We start from the raw sequence: 12,489 nt of genomic DNA, 5'->3' as shown, positions 1-12,489 counted from the left end.
GATCGAAGCCGCCGACGAACCCGCCAAGGTGCCGCTGGCCATCGAGGACTGGGCCACCGTCGTGATCATGGGCCTGCTGGCCTGCATCACCTTCGCCAACGTGCTGGTGCGCTACTTCACCGACTCGTCCTTCGCGTGGACCGAGGAGTTCTCGGTCTTCCTGATGATCCTGCTGGCCATGGTGGCCGGCTCCGCCGCGGTGGCTCGCGACCGCCACATCCGCATCGAGTACTTCTCGGAAAGCGGCTCGATGGCGCGGCGCAAGCGGCTGTCGCAGTTCGGCGCGGTGCTGGTGGCGGCGTTGTTCCTGCTGATCGCGGCGCTGAGCACGCGCATGGTCTGGGACGACTTCCGCTTCGACGAGACCTCGCCAGGCATCGGCGTGCCGCAGTGGTGGTATTCGATCTGGCTGCCGATCGTGTCGACCGCGATCGCGCTGCGGGCGGTGGGCCTGTTCATCCGCCGCGGCCGCCGCGATGACAGCGAAGAGGCCTCGAAATGATCGCCACGCTGCTCTTCGTCGCCTTCGTGGTGCTGATGCTGGTCGGCGTGCCGATCGGCGCGGCGCTGGGCCTGGCCGGCGCGGCCTGCATCGCGCTGGCGAACGCCGACGCCCAGTGGTTCGGCCTCCTGGCCGTGCCGCAGAACTTCTACGCCGGCCTGGGCAAGTACCCGCTGCTGGCCATCCCGATGTTCGTGCTGGTCGGCTCGATCTTCGACCGCTCCGGCGTCGCGCTGCGGCTGGTGAACTTCGCGGTCGCGATGGTCGGCCGCGGCCCCGGCATGCTGCCGATGGTCGCGATCCTGGTCGCGATGTTCCTGGGCGGCATCTCCGGCTCGGGCCCGGCCAACGCCGCCGCCGTGGGCGCGGTGATGATCGCCGCGATGTCGCGCGCCGGCTACCCGCCGGCCTTCTCCGCCAGCGTGGTCGGTGCCGCCGCCGCCACCGACATCCTGATCCCGCCTTCGGTGGCCTTCATCGTGTACTCGGTGCTGGTGCCCGGCGCCTCGGTGCCGGCCCTGTTCGCCGCCGGCATGATCCCCGGCATCCTGGCCGGCCTGGCGCTCATCATCCCCGCGGTCTGGATGGCACGCAGCCACAAGATGGGCGCGCTCGAGGCCAGCATGCCGCGGCCCGCGTTCTGGAAGAGCTTTCGCGAAGCGACCTGGGGCCTGGCGGCACCGATCCTGATCCTCGGCGGCATGCGCGCCGGCTGGTTCACGCCGACCGAGGCCGCGGTGGTCGCGGTGTTCTACGGCCTGTTCGTGGGCATGGTGATCTACCGGACCATCAAGGTGCGCGACCTGTTCGTGATCCTGCGCGAATCGGGCGAACTCTCGGCCGTGATCCTGCTGGTGGTGTCGCTCGCGGGCATCTTCGCGTATTCGCTGTCGACGCTGGGCGTGATCGACCCGGTGGCCACGGCCATCGTGAACTCCGGCCTGGGCGAGTACGGCGTGCTGGCATTGCTGATCGTGCTGCTGATCACGGTCGGCATGTTCCTCGACGGCGTGTCGATCTTCCTGATCTTCGTGCCGCTGCTGTGGCCCATCGTGCAGCACTACAAGTGGGACCCGGTCTGGTTCGGCGTGATCCTCACGCTCAAGGTCGCGCTGGGCCAGTTCACACCGCCGCTCGCGGTCAACCTGATGGTCTCGTGCCGCATCGCCAACGTGCGCATGGAAGAGACCGTGCGCTGGGTCGGCTGGATGCTGTTCGCGATGTTCATGGTGATGGTGGCCGTGATCATCTGGCCGCAGCTCGCGCTGTGGCTGCCCGCCAAGCTCGGCTATTGAGCCCCCGCCCGCCCCTGATTTTTCACACGGAGACAAGACCATGAAATTCCGCCGCACCCTGCTCGGCCTCGCACTCGCCGCGACCGCTCTCGGCTTCACCACCGGCGCCATGGCGCAAGCGGCGTACAAGGCCGAGTACAAGATGTCGCTGGTGCTGGGCCCGCCCACGCCCTGGGGCCAGGCCGGCCAGATCTGGGCCAACCTGGTGAAGGAACGCACCCAGGGCCGCATCAACATCAAGCTGTACCCGGGCGTGTCGCTGATCCAGGGCGACCAGACGCGCGAGTTCAGCGCGCTGCGCCAGGGCGTGATCGACATGGCCGTGGGCTCGACCATCAACTGGTCGCCGCAGGTCAAGCAGCTCAACCTCTTCTCGATGCCCTTCCTGATGCCTGACTACGCGGCGGTCGACGCGCTCACGCAGGGCGAGGTGGGCGCCGAGCTGTTCAAGATCATCGACAAGGCCGGCGTGATGCCGCTGGCCTGGGGCGAGAACGGCTACCGCGAGATCACCAATTCCAAGCACCCCATCAAGTCGCCGGCCGACCTCAAGGGCATGAAGATCCGCGTGGTCGGCTCGCCGCTGTTCGCCGACCTGTTCACCGCGCTGGGCGCCAACCCGACGCAGATGAGCTGGGCCGATGCACAGCCCGCGCTGGCCAGCGGCGCGGTCGACGGCCAGGAGAACCCGCTGTTCCTGTTCACCGTGCTCAAGATGCACAACGTGGGCCAGAAGTTCGTCACCACCTGGGGCTATGTGGCCGACCCGCTGATCTTCGTGGTCAACAAGGAGATCTGGGCCTCGTGGACCCCGGCCGACCAGGCCATCGTGAAGCAGGCCGCGATCGATGCCGGCAAGCAGGAGATCGCGATCGCGCGCAAGGGCCTGGTCGAGGCCGACAAGCCGGTGCTCAAGGACATCGCCGGCATGGGTGTGACGGTGACGCAGCTGACGCCGGCCGAGCGCGAAGCCTTCGTGAAGGCGACCCGCTCCGTCTACGCCAAGTGGCGCCCCACAGTGGGCAACGACCTCATGACCAAGGCCGAGAAGGCCATCGAGGCGCGCAAGAAGTAAGGCGCCCGCGCCGCAACGACGAAGGCCCCGCATGCGGGGCCTTTTTCGTGAGTGCGCGCTGCGTTGTTCCTAGCGCAGGTACTCGCCGCTGGCCTCGGGCTGGAAGGCGATGCCCGCGATGCGCAGCGCACCGCCCGAGCCGTCGGGCGCGACCCAGTTCGCCACGTCGCCCACGCGCAGGCCCAGCAGCGCGGTGCCGACCGGCGACAGCACCGAGATGCAGCCGGTGGCGGGGTCGGCGTCCTGCGGGTAGCTCAGCGTGAGCGTGCGCTCGCCCGCACCAGCCAGCTCGGTCACGTTGACGCGCGAACGCATGGTGACGACGTCTGCCGCGATCTCGGTCGGCGACACCAGGTCGGCGTTGTCGAGCACGGCCTGGATCGCCGGCGAATAGACCGCATCGGCATCGGCGTACTTGGCCAGCCGGGCGTGATCGAGTTCGGTCAGGGTGCGGCCGGCGAGGACCGCGGACGAGACGGCGGAAGAAGAGGAAGAAAGGGGTTGAACCATGGAACGCTCCTGGAAGAAATGCACAACGCCGGACGGAGGGCGCCCGGCGATCCAGTGGCGGGAATGAAGGGACGGAAGCGGATCGCCGGGCTCAGGAATGTGCAGCAGCACTTCGAGCCGGCGGCATGCGGCGAAGCTCCGCGCGCGGACGCGTCGCCGGACGGCTCGAGACGAGCCGGCGAGCGAGAACGCAGCCGAGGGAGAACGCGATGGAACGCATGGCCACATCGTAGGCCGACGCAGCCCCGGCGCGGGCAATAGCCTTGCGCCGCATCGGGTACCGCGCGCGCCCCAAGAAAAAGGCCCCGCATGCGGGGCCCTGGTGGATGCAGCGGAGTGCCTGCGATCCGCAAGCTCAGTGCTGCAGGATCTTGTTCAGGAATTCCTTGGTGCGCGGCTGGCGGTGTTCCGGGTGGTTGAAGAACTCGTCCTTCTCGCAGTCTTCCAGGATGCGGCCGCCCACGTCGATGAAGATCACGCGGCTCGCGACCTTGCGCGCAAACGCCATCTCGTGCGTGACCACCATCATGGTCATGCCTTCCTTGGCCAGCGTGACCATCACGTCGAGCACTTCTCCGACCATTTCGGGGTCGAGCGCCGAGGTGGGTTCGTCGAAGAGCATCACGATCGGGTCCATCGACAGCGCACGGGCGATCGCCACGCGCTGCTGCTGGCCGCCCGAGAGCTGGCCCGGGAACTTGTCCTTGTGCGCCATCAGGCCCACGCGGTCGAGCATCTTCAGGCCGCGGGTCTTGGCTTCGTCGGGCGAGCGGCCCAGCACCTTGATCTGCGCGATCGTGAGGTTCTCGGTCACCGACAGGTGCGGGAACAGCTCGAAGTGCTGGAACACCATGCCGACCTTGGAGCGCAGCTTGGGCAGGTTGGTCTTGGGGTCGTGCAGCGGGATGCCGTTGACGGTGATCTCGCCCTTCTGGAAGGGCTCGAGCGCGTTGACCGTCTTGATCAGCGTCGACTTGCCCGAGCCCGACGGGCCGCAGACCACGACCACGTCGCCCTTGGAGATGTTCACCGAGCAGTCGTTGAGCACCTGCACCGGGCCATACCACTTGGAGACGTTCTTGATTTCAATCATTTTTTCGGACATTTCAAACTCCTATCGACGAGGCGTGCAAGCTGATGTCATACCAGGAACACCGCGGAACCGGCTTTGCCGGGCCGCTGGTGTTGCCCCCTGGAAGGGGGTTGGCGAAAGCGACACGAAGTGCGCGAAGACTGGGGGTCATCTGATAATTGCAATTTTCTTATGCAGGCGCTTCACCATCCAGGAGAGCGAATAGCACAGGATGAAGTAGATGACCGCGGCCAGCAGGTAGGACTCGACGGTGCGGCCGTACTGCTTGCCCATCGTGTCGAAGCCCTTGAGCAGGTCGTAGGCGCCGATGGCGTAGACCAGCGAGGTGTCCTGGAACAGGATGATGGTCTGCGTGAGCAGCACCGGCAGCATGTTGCGGAAGGCCTGTGGCAGGATCACCAGACGCATGTTCTGGTTGTAGGTCATGCCGACCGCTTGGCCCGCGTTCACCTGGCCGCGCGGGATCGACTGGATGCCCGCGCGCATGATCTCGCTGAAGTAGGCCGCCTCGAAGGCGATGAAGGTGATCACCGCCGAGATCTCCGAGCGGTAGTTGGCACCCATCGAGCCGAACAGGCTGTAGAACGAGGCCGGCACCAGCAGGAAGAACCAGAGGATCACCATCACCAGCGGGATGCTGCGCATGCCGTTGACGTAGATGGCCGCGGGTGCGTCCAGCCACTTCTTGCCCGACAGCCGCATCAGCGCCAGCAGGGTGCCGAAGAACACGCCGCCGATGGTGGCGATCAGGGTCAGCATCACGCTGAAGTAGAAGCCCTTCAACACGAAGTTGGAGATGACTTCCCAGTTGTAGAAGGAAAAATCGAGGTTCAACATGTCAGTGGCCCCCACCGCCGCTGGCCGAGACGATGAAGCCCGGAACGCGTGTTTTCTTTTCGATGAAGGACATCAGCCGGTTGATCGCGAAAGCCGAGACCACGTAGAGCGCCGTCACGGCCAGGTAGACCTCGATGCCGCGCGAGGTTTCCTCCTGCGCCTGCATCGCGAACATGGTCAGTTCGGACACCGACACCGCGAAGGCCACCGACGAGTTCTTGAAGATGTTCATCGTCTCGCTGGTGAGCGGCGGAATGATGATGCGGTAGGCCATCGGCAGGATCACGTAGCGGTAGTACTGGAAGGTGGTGAAACCCACCGCCATGCCCGCATAGCGCTGGCCCTTGGGCAGCGCCTGGATGCCGGAGCGCACCTGCTCGGCGATCCGCGCGGAGGTGAAGAAGCCCAGCGCCAGCACGACCAGGATGAAGCTTGGCACCGTCTTCATCGGCGGCACGAGCGCCGGAATGACGTGGTACCAGAGAAAGATCTGCACCAGCAGAGGAATGTTGCGGAACAGTTCGACCCATGCATTGCCGAGGCGAATGAGCCATGGGTTGTCCGGCAGCGTGCGGATGATGCCCACCAGCGAGCCCAGCACCAGCGCGACGATCAGCGCCAGCAGCGAGACCGACAGCGTCCAGCCCCAGGCCGAAAGCATCCATTGCCAATAGGTCGGGAATTTCCCGCCCGGATCCTGCAAGAAGACCTGCCAATCCCAGTTTGATCCCATCGGGACTCTCCTTGTTGTTGTCGACTGATTCGATGTGAAGCGCGCCCAGCTTCAACAGAAACGCCCGCCGGATGTGGCGGGCGTTGGCGCAATGACCTGCGAAGTGATTACTTCTTGACGGCGTAGTCTTCCATCGGCTTGTCGTTCGGGTTCGCCCATGCGTCCTTGGTCGCGTCCGACAGGGCCAGGCCGATCTTCACGTTCGACGGCGGGATCGGTTGCAGGAACCACTTGTCCCACAGCTTGGCGAGGTCGCCGTTCTTGATCTGGGCCTTGATGCTGTCGTCCACGGCCTTCTTGAAGGCCGGGTCGTCCTTGCGGATCATGATCGCGATCGGCTCGACGCTCAGGACTTCACCGACGATCTTGAAATCGTTGGGCGCCTTGGACTTGGCGATGTTCGAAGCCAGGATGGAACCGTCCATCACGAAGGCATCGGCACGGCCCGATTCGAGCAGCAGGAAGCTGTCGGCGTGGTCCTTGCCGAAGACTTCCTTGAAGTCGATGCCGCCGGCGCGTTCGTTCTTGCGCAGCGTCTGCACCGAGGTGGTGCCGGTGGTGGTGGCGACGGTCTTGCCGTTCAGGTCCTTGATCGAGGTGATGCCCGAGTTCGCCTTGACGGCGATGCGGATTTCCTCGACGTAGGTGGTGACGGCGAAGGACACGTCCTTGGCGCGCGTGGCGTTGTTGGTGGTCGAGCCGCATTCCAGGTCGACGGTGCCGTTCTGCACCAGCGGGACGCGGTTCTGCGAGGTCACGGGCTGGTACTTGGTTTCCAGCTTCTTGCCGAGCGACTTTTCCAGGTCCTTGATGATGTTCGCGCAGATGTCGTAGTGGAAGCCGGTGTACTGGCCGTTACCGAGGGTGTAGGAAAGACCGGAGGATTCGCGCACGCCTTCGGTGATGCTGCCCGAGGCCTTGATCTTGGCGAGGGTGTCGTTGGCTTGCGCGAACGCACCGCCGGCGGCCATGACGGCGATGGTCAACGCCAATACTTGCTTCTTCATACGAAACTCCTGAGTGAAACTGAAACAGAGCCAAATTTTAGACAGTCGCGCGGACACGGGCACCCGGTCCAACCCGGTGCACGCCCCGGCACCGGACTGGCGCGGCGCGAAAGCCTTCGATACCGCCTTGGTGCAATGCACCGCAGACGCATGAGATGAAGGGGATTAAGCAGTCTTTGTGCCCGCTTCGCGCGCCCACAGGCAAGCCAGTGGCGTCAGCGCGAAAAAGAGCACACATGCACTGCCTTCCCGCGGTGTGACAGCAAAGCAGGCGGGACTGTATGCGGCGCGCGACGGCCTGACCAATGCCGTATGCGCGCGTCATTATGCATATGACTCATAGTTTGTGCAGTGCAGCAAATAATCAATTGACAGGCTGCGTTTCGACCAGATAGGCCCACAGCGCATCCAGCGCGCGCTTGGGCGGCGCGACGTCGTCATGCGGCGCCTTGGCGACGGCACGGCCGGACTTGGCCGGCACCGCCACGGGGCGCTCGCGGTAGGCGCGGATCTCCATCGTGGCCTCGAGCCGGTCGATCTCGGGCGGCAAGGCGCTCACCAGCCGGCGCGCCTTGACCTCCTTGCGCACCGCGCTCTGCGGCAGGAAGGCGATGCCGTGGCCTTCGAGCGCCATCGCCTTCAGGCCTTCGGACATGTCGGTCTCGTAGACGCGGTCGAGGTGGATCGCGGTGTCCGACTCCTTGATCAGCTGGTCGACGATGCCGCTCATGTAGGCCCCTGGCGCGTAGCCCAGGTAGGGCAGCGGCTGGCCCTGGCGGCCCGGCAGCCGGTAGCGCGGCGCGCCCTCGGCATCGGGCTTGACCCAGGGTGCGACCACCTCCTGCCCCAGCACCACCATCTCGTAGCGGTTGGTGTCGAGCTGCAGCGGCTGCGAGGGGTGCTGGTAGGCGATCAGCAGGTCGCAGCTGCCTTCGACCAGGCGCATCACTGCATCGTGCACGTTGAGCGCGATGAGCCGGCTCTTGAGCGGCCCGAAGTGCTCGCGCAGCGTGGTGGCCCAGGCCGGGAAGAAGGTGAAGGCCAGCGTGTGCGGCACCGCGAACTCGATCACGTCGTGCGCTGCGGCCGAATGCCCGCGCAGCATCGCGCGCGTGCTCTGCAGGCCCTGCAGCATCTCGAGCGCCTGGCCATACAGCGTCTGGCCCGCCGGCGTGAGGCGCGTGGGGTAGGACGAGCGGTCCACCAGGTCGGTGCCGGCCCAGCCTTCGAGCGCCTGGATGCGGCGCGAGAAGGCCGGTTGCGTCACATGACGCAGCTGGGCCGAGCGGCTGAAGCTGCGGGTTTCAGCAAGACTGACGAAGTCTTCGAGCCACTTGGTTTCCATGGGGCTGGATTATGTGCGTCCGCCCGGCTCGCGGTGGCGCCCCGCGGTGTGCTTTTTCAGACCGGCGAGATCACGCCGCGGCCGGTGAAGTGGCCTTCTGCATTGGCGAGGAAACGCTCGAAGGAGGCCTGCGTGGCCTCGGGCGACCAGCCGGCCAGGTGCGGCGTGAGGATCACGTTGTCCAGGCCGATCAGCGGCTCGGGCCGCAGCGGCTCGCTCTCGTAGACGTCGAGCCCGGCGCCCGCGATGCGGCCGTCGCGCAGCGCCGCGGCCAGGGCCTCGGTGTCGACCACGCTGCCACGGCCGATGTTCACCAGGAAGCCCTTGGGCCCCAGCGCGTCGAGGATGCGCGCGTCGATGATGTGGTGCGTGGCCGCGCCGCCCGGCGCCGCGCACACCAGCACGTCGCACCATTCGGCCAGCGCATGCAGGTCGTCGAAGTAGCGGTGCGCCACGCCTTCATTGGGCCGGCGGTTGTGATACCCGATGGCCATGTTGAAGCCGGCCGCGCGCTTGGCGATCTTCTGGCCGATGGTGCCCAGGCCGAGGATGCCCAGGCGCTTGCCCGAGACATTGGGCGGCTGCGGGATGGCCAGGCGCCAGACGCCGTCGCGGCACAGCCGGTCGAGCTGGCGGAAGTTGCGCATCGCCGAGATCAGCAGGCCAAAGGCGTGGTCGGCCACGCAATCGTCGTTGGTGCCCTGCCCGTTCGCCACCACGATGCCGCGCGCACGCGCCGCAGCGACGTCGACCTTCTCGTAGCCCGCGCCCATGCAGCACACCAGTTCGAGCGCCGGCATCGCGGCCATCTCGTCGGCGGTCAGGCCGGTGACGCCGATGGTCAGCACCACGCGGACATCGGCACCGCGCGCGGCGATCGTGGCCGTGCGCTCGGCGGGCTCGGCGGCGTAGCGCAGGTCGAAGTGGTCGGCGAGCACGGCCTGGTGTTCGTGCGAGACGTGGTTCAGCACCAGCAGGGGAATCTTGGTCGTCATTTGTGATGGGTTCCGAATGAGGAGTGTGGTGCGCCCGCTGGACGGAGGCTCCGGCCTCGATGGCCTCAGCTTGTCACCGTCTCGGGACGACGGGAGCATTTTCCATGCGGAGGCAAGGCGGTGGCAGCGCGGGCAAGCATCGTCCCTGAAAAAGCGTCCAGCCGCCTTGGAGAGCCCGGAATCGGCCGGGTATTCTTGTGCCTAACGGTTGCCGATCACCACATAGCCATCGCCGAACTTGTCGGCCTTCGGTGCCACCTTGGCACACAGGCGCTGGTTGCACAGGTTCAGGTCGCCCGCGGCGATGGCACCGAGGACCTGTCGGTTGTAGTCGATCTCCTGCAGCGCCTGGGCATTGCGCCACACCCAGTAGCTGCTGCCCCCCACGACCAGCACGGCCATCGCAAGCAGCGCCAGCGAGACTTTCCACAGCCAGGCCTTCTGGGCCGTAAGCAGCTGGCTCTGCGCCTTTTGCAAGAACTGCTCCGCATTCGTCAGCTCGCGCTGCAGGTTCTTCTGCCCCTCGCGATGCGCGGCGTCAACATCGGCCGACAGATGCGAAGCGCTTCGGTCGAGCTGCTGGCTGGCCTGCGCGATCTGCGCGGTGGCGCCTTCGTTCTGCCGGCGCAGATGCTGCGCCACGCTCGACAGGTTCAGCGCCAGTTCTTGCAGTTGTTCGGGGGTCATGGTGCGGCTGTTTTGGCGGGTAGGGGCGACGATGCCGATGGGGGCAAGGGGTCGGCGATCAGGAATTCGGGGCTGAAGGAGGAAGCGCCGCTTTTTCTCAGTTGGGCTTGGCCTGATTGCCCAAAATCGACGGTGATGGTGATCGGTTCGGTGCTTTCGTCAACCTTCACCTTTTGCCAGAGGATGCTCCACTTGCCGGCCTCGACCACGATGGTGGTGCTCTGGGGTGGGCTGCGGAAGGGGGCGTACTCCGGCGGCCATCGCGCCCGCTTTTCTACTACAGTAACCTGGGCAATCAGTTTATAAATGCCGGGCGGCATCAACGGAGCGTGAGCAGGAAAGCGCCCCTCTCTCGGCCTTAAGGTGACTGAATCAATGTAGTCACGACCAAAGGTAGTGCTAAACCATGCACTGCCTTGAGCTTGCTGCGCGCTCACGTTGGGCACATAGATTTGGGCGTTGACCTTGCCAACACCCGGTGGCTCGCCAATGCGTTCCAAGGTGATAAAGCCGCTGATGATGTATTTTTCCGTCACGCCAAAAGAGGCAGCGGCGTTCCACAATGCGCCCCGCGTCAGGTCAGTCGGTGCTCCCGCTCCATAGTCAGCCGGTGCTCCATAGCTCGTAGGCATATTGCCCCCACAGCGGCTGAAGCATTCGCCGTACCCAACCATGGCGCAGCCCGTCAGCGCCAGCGCTGCCAGTGCGGCAACAGCCCACTTGTACAAAGTGCTCTTCATCGTGCGCTCCCTCTATCGGCCCATCACCGGGCCACGCTGTTGCTGCTGTTGCGCGTCTTCTTGCCGCTGCGCCGCAAGTTGTTGCTCGCGCTCACGTTGCTGCTGCGCAATCAGGGCTTGTTCGTAGTCTTGGCTTTGCTGTTGAAACTTCTGCCATTCGGGCGAAGCCTGGTGCGCCTCAAGCACCCGGTCATAGGCTTTGTCGTCTTTGCGCTCGATGGCATCGACCAGCGCCTTGAACCGCTCGCCAATGGCGCTTTGGGTGATGATGGATGCGGCCAGCGGGGTGTCGGGCGCGGCCGCAGGCGCTTGGGGTTGTTGTTGCTGCGTGTGCTTGCCGTGTGGATGCTGCACCACATCCTGATGCAGCGGGTGGTCTTTGGCAAGGTAGTGTTGTTGGGCTTGGTCGCGTTGCGCATCGATATCGATTTCTACCTCTCGAATAGTCGCTTGCCGCTCAGGCTTCGGATCATTCTTGATCTCCCGATACTTCCCCTCCAAATCCCGCAGCGCCTCCTGATACAACGGACTGCCGTCCACCCTCGGATGGTCATTCTTCCCTTCGGGCAGCGAGCTTTGGCTGACAACCTGCCCTTGCCCATCGCGCGTTTCGACGGCGTAGCTGGGCGTGAAGTAGTTCTGCGCAACGAGCGGTCCGGTCGGCGTCTTGGTCTCTGTGCTCAGGATCTGTCTGGTCACAGGATCGCTCGTCGTCGTGCTGAAGCGCCGCCCCTGGTCGAGGTCCAGCACCTTCTCGATGCGGTGGCCTTGCGCGTCGGCATAGGCGAGCCTGAAGCGGCCATGTTCCATGGCGTTCGCCTGGTCGGCCGGATGGTCCGGGTGGGGCTCCCACACCGGCGCGCCATGCTGCTTGATGCTGTCGATGCTGGGGTGGAAGAAGTCGCGCTCGCGGTCGCTCAGGGGCAGCGTGGCGAACTGTTCGAACTCGGTTTTCTTGAGGCCAGAGGCCCCCATGGCGTGGCCCACCATCGAGAGGGGATCGAAGTCGACGCGCCCACCTTTGTCGCGCAAGGCCGGCATTTCTCCCAGCATGCGCTCGCGAGAAGGCGCGGGGTAGCTGCCCGCCAGCGCTTCGAACCCGGCCACGCCCTTGTTCTTGAAATAGCCGGCGGCGGCGCCTTCGGGCTTCCATTCCTGCAGGCCATGCAGGAACTCGATTTCGGCGGTCGTGCGGATGTCGTGGTAGCGGGCGGCTGCCGCCAGGGCCGTGGCGTGGGTGCCTTGCTCCCAGCCGCTCAGCTCGGCCCAGGTGCGGTATTCGCCGGGGCGTCCAGGCCGCTCGAACGCCTTGTGGCCTTGCAGCATGCGATCGCGCTGGTCGGCGGCATACCAGCACTCGATGTCGTGGCGCTGGGCGATGGTGTCCGCATAGGAATTCGCGCCTGTCGTGCGCGGCACCTCGGGGTCGGCGAGTTGCTGGTGGATCGTGTAGTGCGCCGCCACCTGCGCATCGAGGTTGTAGACCCGGTCGCCATTCGGCAGCACGGTGCCGTACAGATCAGGCCGGCTGCCCTTGGCGGCATGGATCTGGCTGACCCCGCCGAAGTAGTCGGCGCCGGGCGAATTGCCATAGCGCGGCGGCAGGCTCTGATCGGCCTGGTGTCTGTAATCGCCCATTCTTTGAGGCTCCCTGTGATGGCTGACGCATG

13 protein-coding genes are annotated in these 12,489 nt (G+C 65.4%); 3 read left to right on the top strand and 10 right to left on the bottom strand.

Features of this window, described 5'->3' with window-relative positions; all coding sequences use genetic code 11:
- Window position 1: 1 nt before the first annotated feature.
- From A9977_RS32000 to A9977_RS31990, 3 genes are read left to right on the top strand one after another with little or no spacing between them, the layout of a single operon-like run.
- The gene (locus A9977_RS32000; RefSeq protein ID WP_183028855.1) at window positions 2-502 is read left to right on the top strand and encodes a TRAP transporter small permease; all 501 of its coding nucleotides are present in this window, start codon (window positions 2-4) and stop codon (window positions 500-502) included.
- Complete coding sequence (locus A9977_RS31995) at window positions 499-1,797, top strand: TRAP transporter large permease (protein ID WP_183028854.1); 1,299 nt, start codon at window positions 499-501, stop codon at window positions 1,795-1,797. The genes A9977_RS32000 and A9977_RS31995 overlap by 4 nt, the downstream gene beginning before the upstream one ends.
- Before the next feature lie 40 nt (window positions 1,798-1,837).
- Window positions 1,838-2,872, top strand: a complete 1,035-nt coding sequence (locus tag A9977_RS31990; protein ID WP_183028853.1) for a DctP family TRAP transporter solute-binding subunit — start codon at window positions 1,838-1,840, stop codon at window positions 2,870-2,872.
- A 69-nt stretch (window positions 2,873-2,941) separates the two neighbouring features.
- Here A9977_RS31990 and rnk read toward each other — a convergent pair whose 3' ends face one another.
- The 10 genes from rnk to A9977_RS31940 all read right to left on the bottom strand — a co-directional run bounded on the left by rnk (window position 2,942) and on the right by A9977_RS31940 (window position 12,457).
- Window positions 2,942-3,382 carry a nucleoside diphosphate kinase regulator gene (gene rnk, locus A9977_RS31985; protein WP_183028852.1) on the bottom strand — a complete coding sequence of 147 codons (441 nt, stop codon included), beginning with the start codon at window positions 3,380-3,382 and terminating at the stop codon, window positions 2,942-2,944.
- A gap of 355 nt (window positions 3,383-3,737) precedes the next feature.
- The gene (locus tag A9977_RS31980) at window positions 3,738-4,475 is read right to left on the bottom strand and encodes an amino acid ABC transporter ATP-binding protein (protein ID WP_183028859.1); all 738 of its coding nucleotides are present in this window, start codon (window positions 4,473-4,475) and stop codon (window positions 3,738-3,740) included.
- Between the two features lie 147 nt (window positions 4,476-4,622).
- Window positions 4,623-5,312: an amino acid ABC transporter permease gene (locus A9977_RS31975; RefSeq protein ID WP_183028851.1), complete on the bottom strand. Its 690-nt coding sequence runs from the start codon at window positions 5,310-5,312 to the stop codon at window positions 4,623-4,625.
- A gap of 1 nt (window position 5,313) precedes the next feature.
- The gene (locus tag A9977_RS31970; RefSeq protein ID WP_183028850.1) at window positions 5,314-6,045 is read right to left on the bottom strand and encodes an amino acid ABC transporter permease; all 732 of its coding nucleotides are present in this window, start codon (window positions 6,043-6,045) and stop codon (window positions 5,314-5,316) included.
- Window positions 6,046-6,152: 107 nt separating this feature from the next.
- Window positions 6,153-7,052 (bottom strand): transporter substrate-binding domain-containing protein, encoded by a 900-nt coding sequence (locus tag A9977_RS31965; protein ID WP_183028849.1) that lies wholly within the window; start codon window positions 7,050-7,052, stop codon window positions 6,153-6,155.
- Between the two features lie 364 nt (window positions 7,053-7,416).
- Window positions 7,417-8,397 (bottom strand): LysR substrate-binding domain-containing protein, encoded by a 981-nt coding sequence (locus tag A9977_RS31960; RefSeq protein ID WP_183028848.1) that lies wholly within the window; start codon window positions 8,395-8,397, stop codon window positions 7,417-7,419.
- 56 nt (window positions 8,398-8,453) lie between these two features.
- Window positions 8,454-9,392 carry a 2-hydroxyacid dehydrogenase gene (locus tag A9977_RS31955; protein ID WP_183028847.1) on the bottom strand — a complete coding sequence of 313 codons (939 nt, stop codon included), beginning with the start codon at window positions 9,390-9,392 and terminating at the stop codon, window positions 8,454-8,456.
- A gap of 201 nt (window positions 9,393-9,593) precedes the next feature.
- Complete coding sequence (locus tag A9977_RS31950) at window positions 9,594-10,079, bottom strand: hypothetical protein (RefSeq protein ID WP_183028846.1); 486 nt, start codon at window positions 10,077-10,079, stop codon at window positions 9,594-9,596.
- Entirely contained in the window at window positions 10,076-10,819 is a 744-nt protein-coding gene (locus A9977_RS31945) for a hypothetical protein (RefSeq protein ID WP_183028845.1), read from the bottom strand. The genes A9977_RS31950 and A9977_RS31945 overlap by 4 nt, the downstream gene beginning before the upstream one ends.
- Window positions 10,820-10,831: 12 nt before the next feature.
- Entirely contained in the window at window positions 10,832-12,457 is a 1,626-nt protein-coding gene (locus tag A9977_RS31940; protein ID WP_183028844.1) for a hypothetical protein, read from the bottom strand.
- Window positions 12,458-12,489 lie beyond the last annotated feature (32 nt).

The organism is Variovorax sp. UMC13 (assembly GCF_014170375.1).
Lineage (GTDB): Bacteria > Pseudomonadota > Gammaproteobacteria > Burkholderiales > Burkholderiaceae_C > Variovorax.
The sequence above is the reverse complement of the archived record's forward strand: the minus strand, read 5'-3'. Positions and strand labels throughout refer to the sequence as shown.